Origin of the sequence: Desulfovibrio sp. 1188_IL3213, from assembly GCF_036763145.1 — a bacterium.
Lineage (GTDB): Bacteria > Desulfobacterota > Desulfovibrionia > Desulfovibrionales > Desulfovibrionaceae > Desulfovibrio.
This window is the reverse complement of sequence record NZ_JBAIYR010000016.1, coordinates 1-19980: the sequence shown is the minus strand read 5'-3', so window position 1 is coordinate 19980 and position 19980 is coordinate 1. Positions and strand designations below refer to the sequence as shown.

The window sequence follows — 19980 nt, the reverse complement described above, 5'->3', positions numbered from 1 at the left end:
GGCGCTCGGCGTAGGCTGCTCCCAGTATTTCACGCGCACGCTCTTCGGCCTTGGCCCGCACCCGCGCGAAATAGTCTTCCTGCTCCTGCTGTTGCGCGCGCTCACGGCGCAGGGGTTCCTGCATGGCGTCAAGCTGCTCCACGGTGGCTTCGCGCTCGCCCATGAAGACAGTTCCCCATTTTTTGCGCAACTGATCTGACGCCATGACGTTTTCCGGGTTAGAATTTTTCGGCGGCAGCCCTCAAAGCCCGCTGCCGGACAAGGCTGCTGCCTGGGGCAAGACCGTTTGTCTCAGCCCCTAGACAAAGACCTCGCCAGCGCCCCTGCTGATAACAAGCTTGTTTTCCGCCTCAAGGCGGCGCACAACCTTTACGATGTTCTGCTGTGCAGCCTCCACATCTGAAAGCTTGGTCGGTCCCATATATTCCAGTTCTTCGCGAATCATGTTGCCCGCGCGCTCGGACATGTTTTTGAAGAACTTTTCCTTGAGATCGTCGGTAGAGCCGCGCAGCGCCAGGGTAAGATCCTCATTGGAAATTTCCTTGAGCATCTCGCGCACACCCCTGTCGTCAATGTTTTTGCAGTCTTCAAAGACAAACATGAGGTTGCGGATATCTTCGGCCATCTGGGCGGAATCTTCCTCAATTTCAGACAGCACTTCCTCTTCGGTGGCACGGTCCACGGCATTGAGAATTTCAGCCACGGACTGGACGCCGCCCACCTTCTTGCCTTCTTTGCCGCCCATGGCGATAAGCTGGCTTGTGAGCACCTTGTCCACTTCCATAAGCATGTCTTCCGGCACGGCTTCAAGCCGGGCCAGGCGCATGAGCACCTCGGCGCGCACGCCTGCGGGCAGGCTTGTCAATAAATTGGCAGCCTGATCGGGGTGCAGATGGCCGAGAATGAGCGCCAGGGTCTGCGGGTGTTCATTGCGCAAAATCTGCGAAAGAAGACGGGGGCTAACCTGCTCAAGCTCACGGAAGGGCGCAGGGCCTGTTTCCAGGCTGAGCGAGTCCATAATGTATTTGGCAGTTTCAGGGTCGAGATTTTTGACCAGCAGGCGTTTGAGCGTGTCGCTGCCGCCCGCGATCATGTCCACCCCTTCCACCAGAGACTCGTGAAAATCGCGCAGCACTTCTTCCACCACTTCGCGCGGCACGGGTTCCAACTCCACAATGGCTTTGGAGATCTCGGCTATTTCCTGCCTGTCCATGCGCTTGAACACGTCAGCCGTGAATTTGTCGCCCATGGCGAGCAGCAGCACGGCGATGCGCTGTTTGCCGGTCAACTCCATCCTTATGCTCCTTCACCCCGCCCCCGAGGGCGCTGAGGGGTTTTAATCCTTGTCAGAAAGCCAGCGCTTGATAAGCCGCACGGCCTGATCCATATGCTGCTCGGTAATGCGAACCAGCCGCAACTTCAGTTCTTCCACCCGCTGATTGGTTTCCCTCTGCGCCAGACGCAGAGCTTTAAGCTGCGCCAGGGCCGGCGTCAAACCGCCGCCCTGCCCTGCGGAAAGGCCCGCTCGCGGGGGGCTAGGCTTTAACTGCTTCATCGTTCTTCATCCAACCGCGCACCAATGTAACCACCTGTTCCATATGGTTGTCGGACAGGGTGAAGATGTGCGCTTTCAGGGCTTCAATGTCCTTGAACACCAGACCGTCCTCATCGTCTTCCTGCGGCGCGTCGTCCTCTGTGCGGGCAGCTTCTTCCAGCGCCTCGTACAGGGCAAGCTGCTCTTCGGCGGCGGGCAGGCCTTCCAGCCCTTCCACCATTTCACCGGCCTCCACCTTGGGCCGGATAAGGGCCAGCACCACGGGCCGCACTATAAGCATCAGGAATAAAAAGGCCAGCAGAGCGTTGAGCAGGGGCTTGCCCAGACGTTCGGCATAATCGGCCAGCATGTCGGCAAAATTGGGATCCCTGGGCGGCTCGGAGTCCGTAAAGGGCGCGGAACTTACCTCCAGCGCGTCTCCCCGGCCCGCATCCAGCCCCACGGCATTATGAACAAGCTGGCGCACCTGTTCAAGCTCTTCGCTCTTGCGCGGCATAAACGTCCACGCGCCATCGGTCTTTACATACGTGCCATCAATGAGGACTGCAACCGTCAGGCGGCGCAATTCTCCCACGTTGGACACGATCTGCTGTTCTTCTTTGTTGATTTCATAATTGGTGGTGCGGGATTCGCGGGTTCCGCTCTGGTCGGATACAGAACCGGTAATGCCGTCGCCGCGAAAATTCACGTCCGGCGATCCGGCCTCAAGGTTGGCGCGGCCCTGCTGGCTTTCTTCCTGACGATATTCACTGCGCACAGCGGTTCTTTCAGGATCGAACAGCTCGCGGCGTATGGTCTTCTGGCTGAAGTCCATGTCGGCGTTAACTTTGGCGATGACGCGGCCGGGGCCGAAAAGGGGCTGGAGCATTTCCTCGATGCGGCGCTCAAGATTGCGCTGCACGGTCTGGCGGTATTCCATCTGCGTGGTGGTAATGCCCGCCAGGCTGTCTTCTTCCGGCTGGTACAGCACCTTGCCGCTGGTATCGGTAATGGAAACATGCCCCCTGTCCAGCCCTTCCACAGACATGAGCATCATATTGAGGATGGCGTTGATTTCTTTCTGGTCAACCTTGATGTTGGGACGAATGAGCTTGAGCACCACCGAGGCCGAAGGCGACTGGCGTTCTTCGACAAAAAGACTGCGGCGGGGAATGACCAGATGCACGCGCGCGCTTTCCACACTGGGGAATTCGCTGATGGTGCGGGCCAGTTCACCCTGGAGGGCGCGGGTATAGTTTATTTTCTGCACAAAGTCGGTCTGGCCGACCTTGACCTTGTCAAAAATTTCAAAGCCGATGCCCTGCCCCACCAGACCGCCTTCGCCCGCGATCTTGATGCGCTGGTCGTACACCACTTCCTGCGGAACCATGATGGTGGCCCCGTTATCAGCAATGCGGTAGACAACCTTGTCGGCCTGCAGGGCCTTGACCACCACGCTGGCGTCTTCAGGACCAAGATTGGAATACAGAACGCGGTATTCGGGGCGCCCCATCCATATGGAAAGGCCGATAATGGCAGCCAGCAGAGCCACGGCCCCGCCTGCGGCGGCCATGCGTTGCAGCTGGCTCATCTTTGCCCATACTGCTTTGAACGAATTGACAAACTGTTGGATGAATGCAGGCATGATCCGCTCCTGTGCGCTCTGGCGCCGGTTTTCCGGCACAAGGCCGGGCTTGCCTTGCGGTAGCAACATTCATGCCTAAATGTATTATATTGTAATAACAGGATATATTTTCAATCCTATTTTGTAAGTACCTGAAATTCAAATTTATGACGCCTCAAAAGCAGTCTCCCCCTGCACGGCAAAGCATGCAGGGGGAGGCTGTTCAGGAGTCTGGGAAAAAAATCATATTCTAGAGCATGTTAGCTTTGGAAAAGTGTAAATGTTCTAACGCTGCACGAAAGTGCAATGCTCCATAACATGGCGCGGATTCTGCTGGAAACCACATTTTTCGGCTGAATGAAAACTTTGAAATGTGAAGTATTTCAAAGTTAATATGCTCTAGAGCAGTTTACGAATGAAACGAGTCAACTGCTCTGCAAGGATTTTCTTGAAAATCCTTGCCACGAAATGCGAGTAGGCAGGCTTTTGCCTGCCGTAAGCAAGCATTTCAAGTGTTAAATGCTCTAGACAGTGTCGTCACGAGATGAATTTCCTTGGTATATCAAGGAGAACGAGCCTTTTATGCAGGGAGTGTACTCTTATGGTACTCGACCGGAATAAAAGGCGAAGTTCGACGCAGAGATACCGGGAAAGGCGCTCGTGACGACACTGTCTAGAGCAGATTAACTTTGAAAATGTACATTTTCAAAGTTTAAGACACGCTCGCTTCGGCGTTTAACCGCGCAAATAAATTGCGCTTACGCCTTCGCGGCGGGCGACTGCCCACGCAGCCGCCAGAGCAATTTCAAAGTGAAATTGCTCTAGAACTGCATCTTGGAAATTTCTTTGTATGCCTCCAGCACCTTGCCGCGGACGGCGGTGGTCAGCTTCATGGCAAGGCTGGACTTCTGCATGGTGATCATGAGTTCCTGCACGTTCTGGGTACGGCCTGAGGCAAATTCGTTGATGGCCTCATTCTTGACGCCCTGCAGCTGGTTTACCTTGTTCAGCGAATCCTTGAGTGTTCCGGTAAAGCTGTTTTCAGGCGTAACCGGGGTGTGCGTCTTGCCGGGAAACTGCACCATATCCACCTGGGCGCCGAAATTTTCGCCGGTGTCCACCTTGCTGCGAGCAAGGCTTTGATCCAGGGTGCGGGAAAAAAGGGTTTTGCCGCTGACAGACGAACCCTGCTGCAGGCTGCCTTCTACCCTGTTGAAATGCTGCATGGCCTCACTGTACGCGCGCATGCCCACTGCTTGTATGCTCATGGCCTTCTCCTGAATTGTCTCAGCGGCTCCGCCCTGTCATACGGGGACGGTGAAAGTCTTATTTTCCGATCTCAAGGGCCTTGATATACATGCCCTTAACGGCATCAACGGTGGTGACGTTGGCCTCAAAGTTGCGCTGCGCCGTCATGAGGTTTGCCATTTCTTCCACCACGTTTATGTCAGGATACAGCACATAGCCCTCGGCGTTGGCATCGGGATTGCCCGGTTCGTACACGCGCTTGAAGGGGCGGTTATCCATAGTCACGGCCATGACGCGCACCCCCTTGACCGCGCGGTCAAGTGCCGAACGCATATGAACGGAAAAAGGATCATCCAGGTCGGCCGTCTGCTGTACCACGCTGCGCCGGCGGTAAGGCCCGCCCATAGGGGTGCGTGTAGTTTTGGCATTAGCCAGGTTCATGGATATGGTATTGATGCGCGTGCGGTCGGCTGCAAGCCCCGATGCGCTTATGTCAAATGCTGTCATGAAATCCATGGCGCTCTCCTGATCTCAAATCACTGCTGTGCCGCCGGGCCTGTCACGTAAAATGCTGCGCCGTGCGGCGGGCCTTCTGCCTTGAAAAACTGGCGTCGCGTATGCCGGACAAGGCACGATCCAACGCAGACAAAGGCAAAATGCTCTTGCGGCGGCAAACGGGCTATGCCTGCTTGCCGTCTTGTATGACCGTATGCATACCTTCAAATGTTTTGGTAAGAACCTGGGCCAACGCCGTGAACTGCAACTGGTTCTTGGAGTGCTTGGCCATTTCCTTATCAAGATTCACCCGGTCTTCGCCGTGGATGAGCCGGGGCTTGAACGCCTCTGACCATTCTGGCCTGAAGCTTGAGGCATCAAAGGCCGAAGGTATGTGTTCCGCGCTGGTACGGCTCATCTGCCCTTCCATATCCTGCCCGAGGGCCGTCTGAAGCTCTTTTTCAAAGCTCAGTTCACGCGGTTTGTAATTGGGGGTGTCGATGTTCGCCAGGTTGCCGGCAATGACGTTTTGCCGTTCAAGCTGCATGTTCATGACCGTACCCACAAGGCCGATCTGGCTGCTGAACAAACTTTTCATAGATCCTCCCGCAGTCCTTCTGGGCTGCTTGGCAGGCATAAAGCAACATTTGTTCCAAACATATATTAAACAATAAAAACAGTACATTAACCAACAAAATTACGGCCTCAAAAATAACGGTCCCGGGTTTCGCCACTTTATTGACGTGACGAACCCAGGACCGGAAAAAGCAGGCCTCGATCGGCTCTCTCTTCAAACCATCTCACAAGCCTGCGGCAATATTCCAGTAGCTTATGGCCCTCTGTTCAATCCAAAAAGCCAAAATCCTTCCTGCCGGAGCAAACAGGACCGCCAAAGAGCCTCAGAACATGCGTAAATCCCGCAAGGGCATCCGGGATACGCGCAGGCTTTCGCACGGCCTGGACAACGCAAACGGCAGAAAGGCAATGAGAAGCCTGCTTGCCCACATTCTTGCGGTCCAAACTCATGCCGGGAACGCGGCTAGAGCAATTTAACTTTTAAATTGCTCGGACGGCTGCGTGAGCAGACGTTCGCTACGGAGGCGTAAGCGCAGTTTATCTGCGCGGTTAAACGCCGAAGTGAGCGTGCCTTAAACTTTGAGAATGTATATTCTCAAAGTTAATCTGATCTAGTCCCAGGCCCTGGAAAATTCCCTGTCTGCGAAAGCTTCGGCCAGCCCCGTCATTTGCCTGAGCCGCAAAACCTCGTCAGGGTCCATGCCCAATTCGCGGCCAATACGCTCACTGCTCCAGTTATAGCCTTTCAGGGCGGCTACCAGCTTGGCCGTCAGCTCGACCTTGTGCGCTCCCCGAGCCATATTATGCCGCACCGTGGACGTGATTCTGTCCTCAAGAGGCTTATCCAGCTCAACAATGAAAAGGTGGCCCGAAAGGGCCTCGTGAACTTCAGGCGCATTTTTTGCGACGCTCCTGCGGTGAAATCCGTCCACAATCTGAAACGCGCCCTTGTCGGCTCTGGCAACAACCACCGGCGTGGTCTGCCCGTCTTTTGCCATAGACAAACGCAACAGCCGCATCTCAGGCGGCGCGACTTTATTGGGGTTATAGTCGTTGCCTTTCACCTTTTCCACGCGCACCAACTGGGGACGCGCGGCCGGATGGGGCATATCCAGATAGCGGGCGGCCATATCCACAAGACGATTGTATATTGCCACCCGTTGATCAAAGCCGCGGCCATCGGCCTGCAGCGCGCCTTCCAGAGTATCGATACATTGCTCAAGATTCATTGGGCTCCTCTAACCATAAAACATATTGTATAAACCGGCCCCTGAGGTTTCCGTGCGGCATAAAACCCAGAGGCGCATAGCGCGATTCCAGAGAGATGTAATCCGTAAGCCATACGGACCGGGCATGATGACGCCGCGCGTGCTCGATGCAGTGGCGCAAGACTGTTTCCCGGAGCATGTCGTCATCAACCGGGCTGTACAAATGGCGCAGCAGACCTTTCTTGCCCTGGACCCGTATGGAGCCGAAGGCGTGAACCTCATGCCGCTCTGTCGCCACATACCACACCTGCCCGGGACGGCTTGAAATCATGCAGCCCAGGGCATCCCTTGTGGCGGCGCACGCGCAGAACTCTCCTATCAAACTGAATAATTGCGCATTGTCTTCTGGGTTACTTTTATGGACAAACTTTTCAATGTGCATAACAGCTCCCTACTTCACCAGGCGCAACACCCATTTCAGCTGCTTTTCCATTTCCTTTTTTGTCTGGCTGAACGACAGCCCTTTGCACCAGTAGTCATTTTTTAAAAGAACCTTGCATACCCGCCGCCAACTCGGGGCTTTACGGGCGGACTCCAGGCGCGGCTCCGCCTCATCCGGGATAGGCGCAACCCCGTGATCGCGCCACCAGCGCGTAAAAATGCGGATTTTATTGCGGTAATGATCAGCCGTGCTTTCAGGCATGGAGGACAGGAGAAACTCACAATAGCTTTGCCACGTATGGCCTTCCGGAAGACTTATGTGATAGTTGCCCATCACATTGCCGGATGTTGCGGCGTGACGGTTTCCGAAGTTCGCCCCCTGCACCCGGCTGACAAGCCGCGCCCATGTCTCCGGCTCCAGAATCTTGAAAAGCCAGAGGCTCTTTCGCTGGTCATCGCCAAACGGCTGGCAGAGGCGCATTTGCGCAAGGCTCAGCCCCGCCATATGCATCAGGTCGTACACACGATTATAGTCCCACCGCATCCGCCCGTGGGCCGTCCAGATATCTTCGGCCCGCCAGTCATATATGGGGTAGGCGTTGACAAGTCCGGCTCCGGAAACCGTCGTCCAGCCCTGGCGGTTCCAGCGCCGTTTTGTCCACGACTTGATGGTGCGATAACGGTTCAGGCTTTCATCACTGCGAATGCCCACAAGGCAGGCGCAATCTTTCCCCTGGGAAAAATGCCGGCCGAACAAAGGCACAAATTCTTCAAACTCCATCCCGCGCCGGAACCATGAAAAATGATTTTCATCGCTGATAACTCCCGGAAGCCGGGGAAGTTCGCGTATCCAACCCGCACGGGCTTCGGGGTCCCAGCAGAGCCAGTGCGGCTGGGTCTGGCTTACGGCATTGCGCAGGTGCATGGGCAGGCAGATCCAGTGGGGCCTGATTTCCGGCCGGGTCATGATTCTGGCGACAAAGTCGGCAGTGTGCGCGTACCAGGCTTCAAGATCTATATGCAGAACGTCGAGCGGAAGCCTTTTTTTTCTGCGTGCCACCTCCAGCGCCAGATGGACAAGGCAGCCCGAGTCTTTGCCCCCGGAAAAAGACACATACACCCGCTCAAAATTGTCAAATATCGCTTCGATTCTCTGGATGGCAGCGGTGAATACATCGATATTACGATATTGTTTTTTCATAATAAAAAAACTTCCATGTTGCCGTAATAAAACATATTTAAGCACATAATACTCATAGACGCTCCAGTTCATACCGGCATTAAATCTGATGCCATATAAAAAAACATGAAGAATACTATTTATTCCGTTTCTTGCAGTATGCTAACAACGCTTTTACCCGGTAGTCAAATAATCAAGCACAATTTTTTTCTATCACATCCCACACATACACAAGACATGCAGTCATTGGCTACAGCAATGACCAGAAAAAAACACACGATCGCCAGAAACAAGCGCAGCATGCGTCACAGGGTATTCCTGTGGAGCATCCGGCGTTTTCCTGAATCAGCGGCATGCCGTGTTTTGTGAATGCTTTTTGTGGCGAAAAAGAAAATGTTTCCACGTTACGGCGAGCCGCCGGGAATGTTTTCTGGCTCAGAGCATCTTCACTTTGAAATTACGTGAGCAGGTCCGCAGTGAAGGCGTAAGCGCGATTTATTTGCGCGGTTAAGCGCCGAAGTAAACTTTGAGAATGGGCATTCTCAAAGTTAATCCGCTCCAGAGCAGTTAACGAATGAAATGAGTTAACTGCTCTGCAATGATTTTCTTGAAAATCCTTGCCACGAAATGCGAGAAGGCAGGCTTTGCCTGCCGTAAGCGAGCATTTCAAGTGTTAAATGCTCTAATCTGGGCAGTTGGTGAAACCGTGTGCGAAAGGTCGGGCAAGCGGGCCTTGCCCCGGCGGAAGAAAGCGAGAAGCGAGCGATGCTGGCGCGTAACGGCCTCGCCCGGGGGGCGTGCAGACGGAAGCTGTCCGTCCGTCTGCACGCCAGGATTTCAGGCGCTATGCCCGCTTCATATTCTGGATCAGCGTATTGAGGTTCTGGGCCTGGGCAGCCAGGTCGGATACGGCCCTGGCGGCCTCCTGCATGGCATCTGCGGTCTGCCGCGACATGTCGTTCACCTGAACGATGGAGAGGTTAATCTCCTCGCTGGCGGCAGACTGTTCCTCGCTGGCCGTGGCAATGGCGTGTACCTGATCCGCTGTGGCATCCACGGTCGCCACGATTTCCTGAAGGGCCTGACCGGACAGGCCGGCCAGATCCGTTGCCCGGCTGATCTCCTCCATGGCGCTTTCAGCACTGGCCGTACTCTTTTCCGTACTTTGCTGAATGGCCTTGATGGCGTTGCTCACGTCCATAGTGGAAGCCATTGTCTTTTCCGCCAGCTTGCGCACCTCATCCGCCACCACGGCAAAACCGCGCCCGGCATCTCCCGCGCGGGCGGCTTCAATGGCGGCATTCAGGGCCAACAGGTTGGTCTGGTCGGCAATGTCCGAAATCACACCCATAATCCGTGTAATATCGCGGGCGTGTTCGTTAAGCTGCCCCATGTCTTCCCTGAGTTGCCCGGAAATCTGACGCACGCCTTCAATGCTGCGCAACGACTGCGCAACGATATTGGAGCCGTGCTGCGCTTTTTCTCTGGTTTCCGCCGAGGCGCTGGAAGCAGCACCGGCGTTACGGGCCACCTCCTGCACTGTGGCATTCATTTCGTTCATGGCAGTAGCGGCTTCGGACAAGCGCTGGGCAGACTCTGCCGCGCCGCGGTCAGACTGCTCTATCTGGGCCGAAAGCTCGGTAGAAGCCGAAGAAAGCACGGCGGCCACTTCTTCCAGTTGCCCCGCCGCCGCCAGCATGCCGTCACGTCTGGCGCCTTCGGCGGCGGCACGGGCTTCTTCTGCCTCGTGCATGGCCTGACGAGCCTCTTCAGTGGCTTTTTGGGCTTCCTGCGCCTTTTGTTCGCTTTCTGCCAGGAACTTTTTGAGATTTTCCGTCATGATTCCCACACCTCTGGACAATCCCCCGATTTCGTCCGTACGGGCAGCGCATTTTTCATGAACAGCCCTTTGCTGGTCGCTCATGTCAAACTGCCCGCCAGCCACACGGCCCACAAAAGCTTCTTCGTTTTTCAAAGCCGTGGTGATGCCCCGTGCCACAACAAAAACGATCAGGCCCACGATCAAAATAATACCGGACATCAGCAGCAGATTGCCGCGCAGCAGCACGGCGGCGGGCGCGAGAATTTCGCTGCGCTCCATACTCAGCACCACAAACCAGTTCATTTCGGGAATTTCCTGAAAATACGCCAGTTTTTCCTTTCCATCCCAGGTGTAGGACAGGCTGCCGTTACGCTCTTGCAGTATACGCCGGACCCATTCCAGGTTGCCGTCTTCGTCGCCGATATAGTCCTTGTTGGGATGCATGAGCAGCAGGCCGCTGCCGTCATAAACAAAACTTGTTCCGGTTCGCCCCAGTTTGACGGTATCCACGGTTTCAGCACTGAACACCGTGAGATCAACCGTGCCGTACACCACCCCAAGCACCTTGCCTTCATTGATGACCGGTGAAGCCATAACCGTGGTGACCGCGCCGGAAACCTTGCTGCGCGCATTCAGCACGCTGCTTTTGCCCTGCATGGCCGCCTTGAAATACGGACGCTCAGAAAGGTTGGTGTTGATCCCCGCAGGATTGCTGTGTCCCACAACCACGCCTTCGGGTGAAAGCAGGCCCACGGCTGTGAGCAAGGGAAAATCATCGGCAATGCTTTTCAGGCTTGCCTGCATGGCGGGCCGCAGGGCATCCCTCTCCCAATCGGAATCGGCCTTGAGAAAATTGCTTATGCGGGACGTATGCCCGGCATTATCCAGCACCTTGTGCAGCAGCTCACCCATATTGCCAAGCTGACCGGCCTGGGTCTGGGTCACGGCGCCAAGCTCTTCGGCTATCTGTACGGCCAAGGCCCTTTCCGCGCGCGTATAGCTGAACCAGGTTACGGCGCAGAGGCCCATCAGCGTCGGCAGCAGGATCAGCAGCAGCATTTTGGGCAACAAATGTAATTTCATACTCCCCTCTCTTTCCTTGAAAACCTCTTGCCTGATTTTTCAGGATACCGGGCATGGAAAATACCGGCAAGGTACGCTGAAAAGCCATGTGGCAAAGCAAGAGCGTCATGAATGTCGTTATTGTATTTATCGACACTTTTTTGAAAAAATATGGATTTTGTATCATAAGTATGAATGAATAATGCACTCATTTCAAGTATTGTAAATTACAGCAATGACAACCTATCCTGATAGATTGGCTTATAAAAGAAAAAAATCACACTTACTTCAGTGCTTTTGATTATTCACGCTTTATTTCATCATTTTTATAAAAAAATAGATTGGCATTTTAAACACCACGCTACATACACAATAATTAATATATAATAATTAATAATTACAGTTTTTCTTAGAGCAGATTAACTTTGAGAATGTACATTCTCAAAGTTTAAGTCACGCTCGCTTCGATGCTTAACCGCGCAAGTAAATTGCGCTTGCACCTTTGCGGCGGGCGACTGCTCACGCAGCCGCCAGAGCAATTTCAAAGTGAAATTGCTCTAAAGCACAAAAACAGGCTGCCCTGCTTGCGTGGCAAGCAGGGCACTATTTATTGAGGAGGTTCAGGGCCGTGGCGGTCGTCGTAACGGCTTGAGCATGCACATGCTCAAGCCCGGCATGTTTCTACCTCTGGAGCATTTTAACTTTGAACAAGTGTAAATGCTCTAACGCTGCACGAAAGTGCAACGCGCTACAATGTGGCGCGGATTCAGCCGAAAACCGCATTTTCCGGCTGAATGAAAGCTTTGAAATGTGAAGCATTTCAACGTTAATCTGCTCTAGAGCAATTTCACTTTGAAATTGCTCTGGCGGCTGCGTGAGCAGACGTTCGCTACGGAGGCGTAAGCGCAGTTTATCTGCGCGATTAAACGCCGAAGTGAGCGTGCCTTAAACTTTGAGAATGTACATTCTCAAAGTTAATCTGCTCTAGATGCGCATCTGGCTGTCGGTAACGCCCAAGGCCCGCAAATGCAGATAAACCTCCGCGCAGGCCGTGGCATCAGACCCCGCATGATGATGATCCAGAGCTATGCCGAAATGTCCGCACACATGATTCAGCTTTTTGGAGGGTAAAGGCAGACTGCGGCGCGCGCCCTTGAGCGTACAAAGAAAGTGCCGCCCCGACGCATCCGCCCCCGCTTCCCGGCAGCAGGCCAGCAGCACGCGCCGGTCAAAAGAGGCATTGTGCGCCAGCAGCACCTCTGCCCCTTTCATGAAGGCTTCCATCTGGGGCCAGACATCGCCGAAGGTCGGAGCATTTTTGAGCATGGGCCAGGTCAGGCCATGAATCTCCGTAAAAAGCACCCGCGATGAAGGCGGCCGGACAAGACTGTAGAACTGCTCCGCAACATGGCCGTCTTCAATGCGTGCAAGGCCCACAGCGCAAGCGCTGTGGGCCGCAAAGCCGGATGTTTCAAAATCTATAGCCACGCAGGGCGGGCCAAAAACGTCAGACAAGGTTACTCCACGTTATTTGCGGCATTATGCGCAGCTTCACCAAGGCGCGCCATGATATAATCGCGCATGCGGTCATCGTCGCTTTCAAGATTGAAGCAACGGGCGTCTTCATTCATCAGCCCGTCAGGAACAAAGTCGCCCAGGTCTTCGGCATCGGTAACCATATCGTTATAAAAGCAGACGGAAAGCCAACGGTTATCCGGCTCATCGTCCACCACATCAACCAGAACGAAAAGCTCGCGCCTGGTCTGGGCCGCATGTCTGGCCCGCAGGGAATAGCTGACGCCGGGGCGCCCCTTGAAAGTAAAGCTCATGCCGCTGTGCGCGGCCAGAAAGTCCATATAGGCCACAAAGGCAGCCTTGGCGTTCTGCGGATCGGTTTTCCAGCCATCCAGAAATTCATGCAGTTCCTGCGAGCCGACAACATTCATATGCGTTCCCCTTTTTATCTGCCCCACTGCCAGGGCGGAGTGCCGATATTCAGCCCCCATATGCCCCGTTTGTTTACAACGGCCTCATGTTCCTGGATCATCCAGCGACGGCAGAAGATAGCCCTGCATGTCTGCCTGTCAACCCAGGCCAGGCCCTCCACAACCAGTTGGTAGTTGACTGATGCGCCGCCAACCTGCACAAGAGCGCTCACCGTACCCGATTCACTTCTGCCAACGGGATCAAATGTCACCTTTGTGCCGCGCGGCATAATCTGGGCCAGACGCTGCAACGCTTCGGCCCCGAAAGGCTGGCTCAGCGACGGGGCGTCTATGCCGTAAAAACGCAGCACGGTAAGGTCTTCATCACTGTTGCGCTTACTGCTGACAGAAATGGTATTGCCGTCTTCGACGCGCACCACCCACGCCTCACCGGCAAAAGCCGGACAAGCGGCCCACACAAGGCAACATGCCAGACACAAACAGAATGTCCGAAACATCGTTTACACCCCAATGCAGAAACAAAGCCCGAAACCGGGGTCTTGCCTGTCGTAACGGTTAGAGCATTTTAACTTTGAACAAGTGTAAATGCTCTAACGCTGCACGAAGGTGCAGCGCGCCACAAAGGCGTAAATGCGGGTATTTCGCGCTGCGCGGCGGCGAAGCGGGCGTCATGCCATTATTGAGAGTCAGTTCTCAAAATCAAATGCGCCAACAGAACTGAAGAATGCCCGTGCCGCAAACCTTTTGTCAAGGCGCGGCACGGGCATGCATCGGTCTGTGGACACACCCCGTCACAAGCGGGCATGCGTTTTATAGTACGCTATCCCCATACGGCCCGGCCGATCTGATAGGCCGCCGTAGACACGGCATATGCCACCGCCGTATTGAAGACAACGCTGAAAACCAGCCAGCCCCAGCTGCCTGCCTCCTGCTTGATGACCACAAGAGCCACAAAGCAGGGAGAATACATGAGCACAAAAAGCATCAGCGAAAGAGCCGTGGCCTTGGACCAGTTGGCATCGCTCTTCAGCCTTTCGGCCAGCGGAGCCGCGTCTTCGGGATCCTGTTCGCCTATGGCGTATGCGGTTCCAAGGGTGGAAACAATGGCCTCTTTGGCGGCAATGCCCGCAAGCAGGGCAATGTCTGTACGCCAGTCAAAACCCACGGGCTTTGTGGCCGGTTCCACCGCCTTGCCCAGGCGGCCGGCCACGGAATAGGCCAGCTCTTCTTCACCCAGTTCATCGCGAACGCCAGCCAGTTCTTCCTCAAGGGCGGTGCGTTCATCCGCCCCTTCGGCCAGGGCGGCAATCCGGCTTTCAATCTGTTCGATCTTCTGCTCAAAAGGTGCGGCCGTTTCTTCGGGCAGCTTGGGGAATGTCATGCCCGCCCAGATGATGATGGAGATGGCCACCAGCACCGTACCGGCCTTTTTGAGGTACATCCAGGCGCGCTCCCAGCAGTGCAGCAGCAGGCTGAACAGGGTGGGCATGCGGTAGGGGGGCAGTTCCATAACAAAGGGCGTGGCTTCGCCCTTGACGATGGACGAACGCAGCAGGCGCGCCACCAGCAGGGCCATGACCCAACCGGCCAGCATGATCAGAAACATGACCGTAGCCGCCTGATCGGGAAAGAACGTTCCCGCCAGCAGCAGAAAGACCGGCAGCTTGGCCCCGCAGGACATGTAGGGCAGGGTCAGCAGGGTCGCCAGCTTTTCCTTGGGGCTGCGCAGGGTGCGGGTTGCCATTGCGCCGGGAATGGCGCAGCCGCCCGCAATGCCGCCGGAAATGATGTAGGGCATGACCGAAGCGCCGTGCAGGCCGAAAAAGCGGAAGATGCGGTCCATCATGTAGGCCACGCGGGCCATGTAACCGCTGTCTTCCATAAATGAAATCAGGGCGAACATGATAAGAATCAGCGGCACAAAGCTGACGACGCCGCCCACACCGGCAATGATGCCGTCCACCACAAGAGAACGGGCCAGACCGTCGGGCATGACTTCGCCCAAAAATTCGCCAAGCCAGGCAAAGCCGTCTTCAACCCAGCCCTGCGGATACGCGCCCACTTCAAAAGTGACGTAAAACATGAGGTAAAGCACGCCGATCATGAGCAGCGGGCCGAACAGGGCGTTGGTGAGCACCTTGTCCAGCTTGTCGGAAAGAGCCAGGCGGTCCTTGCCGGGATCCTGACGAAAAACACCGTCGCGCAGGATGCTGCGGATGTAGCCGTACCGGTGATCCGTAATGAGGGACTCAAGGTTGGCATTGAGCGTGGCGCGCACATGGTCCGCTGTTTTTCTGCACAGGGCCGTAAGCTCATCGGTTGTTCCGGCATCGGCCGCGCGGGCCTCGGCCATGACGACCTCATCGCCTTCCAGCAGCTTGAGGGCCACCCAGCTGGGCAGATACCGGTCAGTCAGCAGGTCGGCGGCGGTAATGCGCTTTTCAAGTTCAAGCAGGGCCTCGTCCAGCTCCATGCCATAAGAAATACGCGGCGGCGCTTGCCGTTTTTGGCAAGCTCAACGGCGGCTTTCATGCCTTCTTTAAGTCCCTCGCCGTTACGCGCCACCATAGGCAGCACGGGAACTCCCAAAAGAGTCCCCAGGCGCTCCATGTCGATATGCACCCCGGAAGCGCGCGCTTCGTCCATCATGTTGCAGCAGAGCACCAGCGGCGTGCCCATTTCGAGCATCTGCACGGTCAGCAGCAGGTTGCGCTCAAGGGCAGAGGCATCAACAATGTCAATAACCGCCTGCACATTGTCGCCCGCCAGTTCCTGCCGGGCCACGCGCTCTTCCTGAGAATAGGCGGTCAGCGAATAGGTTCCGGGCAGGTCCACCACCGTGACGTGTGTGCCGTCCACGATGATATGGCCTTCTTTTTTATCAACGGTAACGCCGGGATAGTTGCCCACGTGCTGACGCGCCCCGGTATAGCCGTTAAACACCGTGGTCTTGCCGCAGTTGGGGTTGCCCGCCAAGGCAATACGCAGGCCGTGACTGTGGTCATGACCGTGACCATGCGCGTGGGCATGACCACTTTCGTGCCCGTGTTCATGACCGTGACCGTGGTTATGCTCATGGCCGTTTGCGCCAGTGCCGGAATTTTTCATCTCGCTCATTGAAATGCCCTCCCCTCTCCGCAAAAAACGCAAAAGCGCCCCTGCAGAGCATCAGCCCTGACCGTGCCGGAAAAATTGCTCATACTAGCCGTCCTGAAAATTCTAAAGTATGGCGACTCCGGGAGCTTCCCATACCCGGTGACCGGCCGGGCGCCTGTGCTGCCGCCTTTAAAAGAAAAGTCTGTATGCCCTTGGAAAAGAAATGAAAATGAATTCCAAAGTCCTAGCGGGTTTATATGGTTAGCCATGAAATGTCAAGCTGCGCCAACATATTTTTGCGCTTCGACGCTGTATCTCACTACTTATAAACAAAGTTTTTATCATAATAAAACTTGCCCGGCTGTGGAAGAAACTTCCGGCAGCCGGGCAATGCATTGGAGTCATAAGGACTCTCCCTATGAATGATGTAACGTTTTAATCAAGGCTCTCTTTCACCATGTCATAAAACTCGCAGGCTCGGTTCAAAAACATCCGTTCGCACACGGCCTGCAAGGTCATCAGCCTGGCATGTCCGCTCCGAAGATCGTGAATATTTTCAGGTTATACTCTGGAAGATCCCATCAGGAAGCTGCGCCGATATCTGCCGGAACAAAATCCCTGAACCAGACCTGGCCGCAACATGTTCACGCTTTGCAATATCGCGGAGAGCACCACGTCATATTGGAGATGTGTGTCCGCAAAGGAAAAATGTTCTCAGGATACGCGCAGACATTCCCGCAATGAGGATACGCCGCAGGAGTGTACCATCTGCAAGGGAATATTGCGAGAACGGGCTACCTGCACAGCCTTTCGCTTGGCTTCGTGCGAAATCTTGTTGGTAAAAACGATCATGGCATCAGGATTGCCGATCTTGTCGATAAAATTACGCTCGTTACGGCTGATACATTTGAGGGAGTGGCCTTTTTCCTTGGCTGCAGCTATGTAATCTTTATGCAGCCTGTCCATGCCGCCTATAAGGGTGACGCACATACTTTCGCTCCTTGTCATGTTGCCGCTTGGCGGCAAACGCTGTTGGGATGAATCGCGTAGCTCCTTTATAATTGAAATTGAATTTCAAAGTCAAGAACAATTTTATCCCTATCCCCTTTTTGATGTGCAACTATTTTTGAACCTTGCGCCAACCCATTGTTTCCTATCAAAATACCATGAATTATTTTTTGAAAAACAAGGTCTTCTTCCGCTTTCGAAAGAAGACCTTGCTGCCGTCAGCGCGGCCTGAACCAGAACATATTCCCTTTGACGCCCAATACTCTCTTAAACCTGCGCGGTACTCACCCACGACATTTGAGCATTTAACACTTGAAATGCTTGCTTGCGGCAGGCAAAAGCCTGCCTGCTCGCATTTCGTGGCAAGGATTTTCAGGAAAATCCTTGCAGAGCAGTTGACTCGTTTCATTCGTAAACTGCTCTTGCCGCGCAATGGCATGGCACTGCCGCCTTTATCGGGATCGCGGGCAGCGGCTGCGACGGGTGCATATGGCGCGTGCCGGAGTTTTGCCCCGCAGGCGCCAGAGCAGTCTCACCTCAAACCTTCTCTGACTGTTAGCCGCTCCAGATTTTTCCAAGCTGATCCGCCCTATTTCCAGCGGGCCATAAACTCTTCGGCGCTGTGGCCTTCGTCAAGGTGTTTGAGCAGCGCACTGCCGAAAACCACGGCGTCGGGCCTGGCGTCCTGCGGCAGTTCCTTGATCTGCCCCGGCTCACGCAGGCCGAAGCCCAAGGCCAGGGGAAGACGGAAAACAGAACGCGCCCGGCGCATGGTATCGGCCACCTGCGGAGCCACGTCCGCCCTTTCCCCGGTAATGCCCATGACCGAAACCACATAAACGTAGCCCTCGCCTTCCCCGGCGTACAGAGCCATGCGCTCGGCGCTGGTATTTGGCCCCACCAGCGGGATAAGGGCGATGCCCTCTTTTTTCAGGGCGCTGCGCAGCGGGCCGGACTCTTCATACGGCAGGTCAGGAACAATAAAGCCATGCACGCCGCCTCTGGCCGCATCGTGCGCCAGTTTTTCGTAACCGTACTGCAAAAAGGGATTCAGATAGCCCATGAGCACAATCCCGGCTTTGACAAGGCCCTTGCGCTCGGCAAGTTCCGTAAGAATGCCACGCAGGCTTACCCCGTCACTGAGCGCCCGCCGCGAAGCCTCTTCCACCACCGGGCCGTCGGCAACGGGATCGGAAAACGGCACGCCTATTTCAATGACATCGGCCCCGTTTTCATCCAGTTCCATCACTGTGGGCCAGAATGTTGCGCCGTCGGGAAAGCCTGCGGTCAAAAAGGGAATAAGGGCCGGGCGTCCGGCGGCATTGGCCTTGCGTATCTTGTCTTCAAGCAGGTTCATGACTACACCTCGTCCTGCTCCCGGGCAAAGCCCAGGGCTTTGTTGATAATACCGAGATCCTTGTCGCCTCGGCCCGAAAGGTTGACCACCACCTGCTGGCCGGGCTTGAACTCATGCGGATGGTCCAGCACCCATGCCAGTGCGTGTGAGGATTCCAGGGCGGGCAAAATGCCCTCGGCGCGGCAAAGCCGCTGAAAGGCCGCAAGCGCATTGGCGTCTTTGACCATGCCGTAATGGACGCGACCCGTCTTGTGCAACCAGGAATGCTCGGGGCCAACGCCCGGATAATCCAGGCCGGCGGAAATGGAGTGCGAAGGTTCCACCTGACCGTCATTATTCTGCAAAAGCATGCTGTACGCACCGTGCAGCACGCCGGGAACCCCAAGATTGAGCGGCGCGGAATTGAAGCAGCCCGGCTCGCCGGTTCCTGCCGCCTCCACGCCCACAATGCGCACCTTTTCATCATCGAGAAAAGGATGAAACATGCCGATGGCATTGGATCCGCCTCCCACGCAGGCCACGATGGCATCAGGAAGCTGGCCGGTTTTTTCCATCATCTGGGCGCGCGTTTCACGGCCTATGACGCTTTGCAGTTCGCGCACCAGCAGCGGAAAAGGATGCGGCCCCGCAGCCGTGCCAAAACAGTAATGGGTTGTTTTCTGGCTGCCTATCCAGGCGCGCAGGGCTTCGTTAATGGCGTCCTTGAGGGTGCGCGTGCCGCTTTCCACCGCGTGCACGGTGGCGCCGAGCAGCTTCATGCGCATGACGTTGGGAGCTTGCCGCTCCACGTCTTCCGCCCCCATATAGATGGTGCATTCCAGCCCCAGACGGGCCGCGGAAGCAGCCGTGGCAACACCGTGCTGCCCGGCCCCGGTTTCGGCCACCAGGGCCGTCTTGCCCATATATCTGGCAAGCAGGGCCTGCCCCAGGGTATTGTTGATTTTGTGCGCACCCGTATGCAGCAGGTCCTCACGCTTGAGCCAGAGGTCAAAACCCAGTTCCCGCGACAGGGTGGGACAATGGGTCAACGGCGTCTCACGACCGGCATAATTGCGCAGAAGGTCTTCCAGTTCAGCCTGGAACGCTTCCGTGGGGTAGATGTCGCGCATGGCGGCCTCCACTTCCATCAGCGGCGGCATGAGCAATTCGGGTACAAAGCAGCCGCCGAACTCACCAAAATATCTGTTCTTCATGACAAATACCTATTGCCTTTCTGTTTTGCGGCTACCGCCAGAGCGGCCGCCAGCTTTTGCGCATTTTTCTGTCCCGGCGCGTCCTCCACGCCGGAATTGAAATCCAGTCCATCGGGCGAACACCGGCTCAGGGCCTGCCCCACATTTTCCGCGCTCAGCCCCCCGGCCAGAAGCCAGGGGCGCGGCGACG

General features: G+C 55.5%; 17 protein-coding genes and 3 pseudogenes. 1 reads left to right on the top strand and 19 read right to left on the bottom strand.

Annotated features, from left to right (window positions below; all coding sequences use genetic code 11):
• From V6C16_RS02100 to V6C16_RS02025, 16 genes and pseudogenes are all read right to left on the bottom strand, one after another.
• Positions 1-205, bottom strand: a pseudogene (locus tag V6C16_RS02100) (FliH/SctL family protein); the annotation flags it as partial.
• A gap of 93 nt (positions 206-298) precedes the next feature.
• Entirely contained in the window at positions 299-1294 is a 996-nt protein-coding gene (fliG, locus tag V6C16_RS02095) for a flagellar motor switch protein FliG (RefSeq protein ID WP_333535884.1), read from the bottom strand.
• Positions 1295-1336: 42 nt separating this feature from the next.
• The gene (locus tag V6C16_RS02090; protein WP_333535883.1) at positions 1337-1555 is read right to left on the bottom strand and encodes a flagellar M-ring protein FliF; all 219 of its coding nucleotides are present in this window, start codon (positions 1553-1555) and stop codon (positions 1337-1339) included.
• Positions 1536-3179, bottom strand: a complete 1644-nt coding sequence (gene fliF / locus V6C16_RS02085; RefSeq protein ID WP_333535882.1) for a flagellar basal-body MS-ring/collar protein FliF — start codon at positions 3177-3179, stop codon at positions 1536-1538. The genes V6C16_RS02090 and fliF overlap by 20 nt, the downstream gene beginning before the upstream one ends.
• 800 nt (positions 3180-3979) lie before the next feature.
• Positions 3980-4426 (bottom strand): flagellar hook-basal body complex protein FliE, encoded by a 447-nt coding sequence (fliE, locus tag V6C16_RS02080; protein ID WP_333535881.1) that lies wholly within the window; start codon positions 4424-4426, stop codon positions 3980-3982.
• 58 nt (positions 4427-4484) lie between these two features.
• Positions 4485-4922: a flagellar basal body rod protein FlgC gene (gene flgC, locus V6C16_RS02075; RefSeq protein WP_333535879.1), complete on the bottom strand. Its 438-nt coding sequence runs from the start codon at positions 4920-4922 to the stop codon at positions 4485-4487.
• Between the two features lie 163 nt (positions 4923-5085).
• Positions 5086-5499 carry a flagellar basal body rod protein FlgB gene (gene flgB, locus V6C16_RS02070; protein ID WP_333535878.1) on the bottom strand — a complete coding sequence of 138 codons (414 nt, stop codon included), beginning with the start codon at positions 5497-5499 and terminating at the stop codon, positions 5086-5088.
• Between the two features lie 589 nt (positions 5500-6088).
• Positions 6089-6706, bottom strand: a complete 618-nt coding sequence (locus V6C16_RS02065; RefSeq protein ID WP_333535877.1) for an IbrB-like domain-containing protein — start codon at positions 6704-6706, stop codon at positions 6089-6091.
• The gene (locus V6C16_RS02060; RefSeq protein ID WP_333535876.1) at positions 6696-7127 is read right to left on the bottom strand and encodes a hypothetical protein; all 432 of its coding nucleotides are present in this window, start codon (positions 7125-7127) and stop codon (positions 6696-6698) included. The genes V6C16_RS02065 and V6C16_RS02060 overlap by 11 nt, the downstream gene beginning before the upstream one ends.
• Positions 7128-7136: 9 nt before the next feature.
• Positions 7137-8327, bottom strand: a complete 1191-nt coding sequence (locus V6C16_RS02055; protein WP_333535875.1) for a phosphoadenosine phosphosulfate reductase — start codon at positions 8325-8327, stop codon at positions 7137-7139.
• Between the two features lie 823 nt (positions 8328-9150).
• A complete protein-coding gene (locus V6C16_RS02050) occupies positions 9151-11211 on the bottom strand; it encodes a methyl-accepting chemotaxis protein (RefSeq protein ID WP_333535874.1) in 2061 nt (686 codons plus the stop codon).
• A gap of 963 nt (positions 11212-12174) precedes the next feature.
• Entirely contained in the window at positions 12175-12705 is a 531-nt protein-coding gene (locus tag V6C16_RS02045; protein ID WP_333535873.1) for a 3'-5' exonuclease, read from the bottom strand.
• A gap of 2 nt (positions 12706-12707) precedes the next feature.
• Positions 12708-13136: a hypothetical protein gene (locus V6C16_RS02040; protein WP_333535872.1), complete on the bottom strand. Its 429-nt coding sequence runs from the start codon at positions 13134-13136 to the stop codon at positions 12708-12710.
• A 14-nt stretch (positions 13137-13150) separates the two neighbouring features.
• The gene (locus tag V6C16_RS02035) at positions 13151-13615 is read right to left on the bottom strand and encodes a thermonuclease family protein (RefSeq protein WP_333535871.1); all 465 of its coding nucleotides are present in this window, start codon (positions 13613-13615) and stop codon (positions 13151-13153) included.
• 341 nt (positions 13616-13956) lie between these two features.
• Positions 13957-16124, bottom strand: a pseudogene (gene feoB / locus V6C16_RS02030) (ferrous iron transport protein B).
• 822 nt (positions 16125-16946) lie between these two features.
• Positions 16947-17222 (bottom strand): DUF2325 domain-containing protein, encoded by a 276-nt coding sequence (locus V6C16_RS02025; RefSeq protein ID WP_333535870.1) that lies wholly within the window; start codon positions 17220-17222, stop codon positions 16947-16949.
• A 16-nt stretch (positions 17223-17238) separates the two neighbouring features.
• Between V6C16_RS02025 and V6C16_RS02020 the strand changes: the two genes are divergently transcribed.
• Positions 17239-17472: a hypothetical protein gene (locus V6C16_RS02020; protein WP_333535869.1), complete on the top strand. Its 234-nt coding sequence runs from the start codon at positions 17239-17241 to the stop codon at positions 17470-17472.
• A 357-nt stretch (positions 17473-17829) separates the two neighbouring features.
• Here the strand turns inward: V6C16_RS02020 and trpA are convergent, their stop codons facing one another.
• From trpA to V6C16_RS02005, 3 genes and pseudogenes are all read right to left on the bottom strand, one after another.
• Positions 17830-18597, bottom strand: a complete 768-nt coding sequence (trpA, locus tag V6C16_RS02015; protein ID WP_333542744.1) for a tryptophan synthase subunit alpha — start codon at positions 18595-18597, stop codon at positions 17830-17832.
• A gap of 2 nt (positions 18598-18599) precedes the next feature.
• The gene (gene trpB / locus V6C16_RS02010; RefSeq protein WP_333536730.1) at positions 18600-19790 is read right to left on the bottom strand and encodes a tryptophan synthase subunit beta; all 1191 of its coding nucleotides are present in this window, start codon (positions 19788-19790) and stop codon (positions 18600-18602) included.
• Positions 19787-19980, bottom strand: a pseudogene (locus V6C16_RS02005) (phosphoribosylanthranilate isomerase); the annotation flags it as partial. The pseudogene V6C16_RS02005 and the gene trpB, both read right to left, overlap by 4 nt.

What these genes read in the sequence shown, in the direction of transcription:
- fliG (WP_333535884.1), bottom strand. Translation starts at nt 1,294, where the DNA reads ATGGAGTTGACCGGCAAACAGCGCATCGCCGTGCTGCTGCTCGCCATG.
- V6C16_RS02090 (WP_333535883.1), bottom strand. Translation starts at nt 1,555, where the DNA reads ATGAAGCAGTTAAAGCCTAGCCCCCCGCGAGCGGGCCTTTCCGCAGGG.
- fliF (WP_333535882.1), bottom strand. Translation starts at nt 3,179, where the DNA reads ATGCCTGCATTCATCCAACAGTTTGTCAATTCGTTCAAAGCAGTATGG.
- fliE (WP_333535881.1), bottom strand. Translation starts at nt 4,426, where the DNA reads ATGAGCATACAAGCAGTGGGCATGCGCGCGTACAGTGAGGCCATGCAG.
- flgC (WP_333535879.1), bottom strand. Translation starts at nt 4,922, where the DNA reads ATGGATTTCATGACAGCATTTGACATAAGCGCATCGGGGCTTGCAGCC.
- flgB (WP_333535878.1), bottom strand. Translation starts at nt 5,499, where the DNA reads ATGAAAAGTTTGTTCAGCAGCCAGATCGGCCTTGTGGGTACGGTCATG.
- V6C16_RS02065 (WP_333535877.1), bottom strand. Translation starts at nt 6,706, where the DNA reads ATGAATCTTGAGCAATGTATCGATACTCTGGAAGGCGCGCTGCAGGCC.
- V6C16_RS02060 (WP_333535876.1), bottom strand. Translation starts at nt 7,127, where the DNA reads ATGCACATTGAAAAGTTTGTCCATAAAAGTAACCCAGAAGACAATGCG.
- V6C16_RS02055 (WP_333535875.1), bottom strand. Translation starts at nt 8,327, where the DNA reads ATGAAAAAACAATATCGTAATATCGATGTATTCACCGCTGCCATCCAG.
- V6C16_RS02050 (WP_333535874.1), bottom strand. Translation starts at nt 11,211, where the DNA reads ATGAAATTACATTTGTTGCCCAAAATGCTGCTGCTGATCCTGCTGCCG.
- V6C16_RS02040 (WP_333535872.1), bottom strand. Translation starts at nt 13,136, where the DNA reads ATGAATGTTGTCGGCTCGCAGGAACTGCATGAATTTCTGGATGGCTGG.
- V6C16_RS02025 (WP_333535870.1), bottom strand. Translation starts at nt 17,222, where the DNA reads ATGTGCGTCACCCTTATAGGCGGCATGGACAGGCTGCATAAAGATTAC.
- V6C16_RS02020 (WP_333535869.1), top strand. Translation starts at nt 17,239, where the DNA reads ATGTTGCCGCTTGGCGGCAAACGCTGTTGGGATGAATCGCGTAGCTCC.
- trpA (WP_333542744.1), bottom strand. Translation starts at nt 18,597, where the DNA reads ATGAACCTGCTTGAAGACAAGATACGCAAGGCCAATGCCGCCGGACGC.
- trpB (WP_333536730.1), bottom strand. Translation starts at nt 19,790, where the DNA reads ATGAAGAACAGATATTTTGGTGAGTTCGGCGGCTGCTTTGTACCCGAA.